Source organism: Paracoccus sp. MKU1, from assembly GCF_001447385.1.
GTDB lineage: Bacteria > Pseudomonadota > Alphaproteobacteria > Rhodobacterales > Rhodobacteraceae > Paracoccus.
The window spans coordinates 1-1,012 of record NZ_LLWQ01000038.1; the positions used below are offsets into that span (position 1 = coordinate 1).

Sequence of the window (1,012 nt, forward strand, 5' to 3'; positions counted from 1 at the left end):
CGAAGGTCGCGCACGATCTGGCGCGCGGCGCGGAGTGCAGGCGTGTCGCCATGGATATCCTCGAGCCAGGGGCCGTCAGCCGCGGCGCGTGGCGCCTTGACCGTGAGGGCGGCGATCCGCTCGGCAACCGCCTTCGCAGTCGGCGCCCGCATGGCGAGACCAAGGGCCAGTGGCTCCAGGTCAGACAGCGCGGCGTCGTCCGGCAGGGCGGCGCACACCGCGGTCTCGTCGACCCGGCCGGTGGCGCTGTGTGTGGCGCGCAGGGCGGTGATCAGGATCTTCGCCGACAGAGGCGCAAAGGCCCGGCGCTGGACAGGCGGGTGCTGCAGCACCGGCGGTGCCGTCGCCACATCCGGCAGCAGGATCAGGATCGGGACCCGCATGTCGATGGCGCTTGCCAGTTCCGCCGCAAAGCCGCGTTCGGCGTGGTCGGAGATCTTGCCGTTCATGAGTTCCGGACCCAGCACCAGCAGATAAGGCTTGTCGCGAGGCAGCCGGCCCATGGACATGGCCAGTGACCAGCCGGTCGGCAACGCATGCGGCAGCAGCTTCTTGAGCGCATCGATCAGGCTGCCCGGAATGCCTTCGATCACGGTGATGGCGCCCGGCACCAGCATCGCATCGCGGTCCTTGAGGCTGCCAATACTGGCGGCAAGGCGCAGCAGCGGGATCAGCTTGCCCGCCGGCAGGCGGATGCGCGGCTGCGATGTGCCATTGGCTGCGGTGGCGGCCGGATCGCCGCCGGCGTCCGCAATGGCGTCGTGTTCTTCCGGGGAGACGTTCTGCGCGGTGGGGCTGGTGTTCAGGGCATCCAGCGCGGCGGATCCCGGAGGCGACATGGCGGCCTCCAGCAGCTCGGGCAGGTCCATGTCTTCGGGGTCGAGCGCCGGATCCCAGTTGTCGGTCATTTTGTTCGCAAGATCGGCCTCGAGGCCGCGGATGGCGTGACGGGCCAGGGAAGCCCAGGATGGAGGATTACGGGTTGCGGATTCGGGGTTCGGATTGCRGGGAT

Annotated in this window: 1 pseudogene; it reads right to left on the reverse strand. The window is 69.2% G+C overall.

Annotated features, from left to right (window positions below):
- A pseudogene (locus AQY21_RS02625) lies at window positions 1-908 on the reverse strand (AAA family ATPase); the annotation flags it as partial.
- Window positions 909-1,012 lie beyond the last annotated feature (104 nt).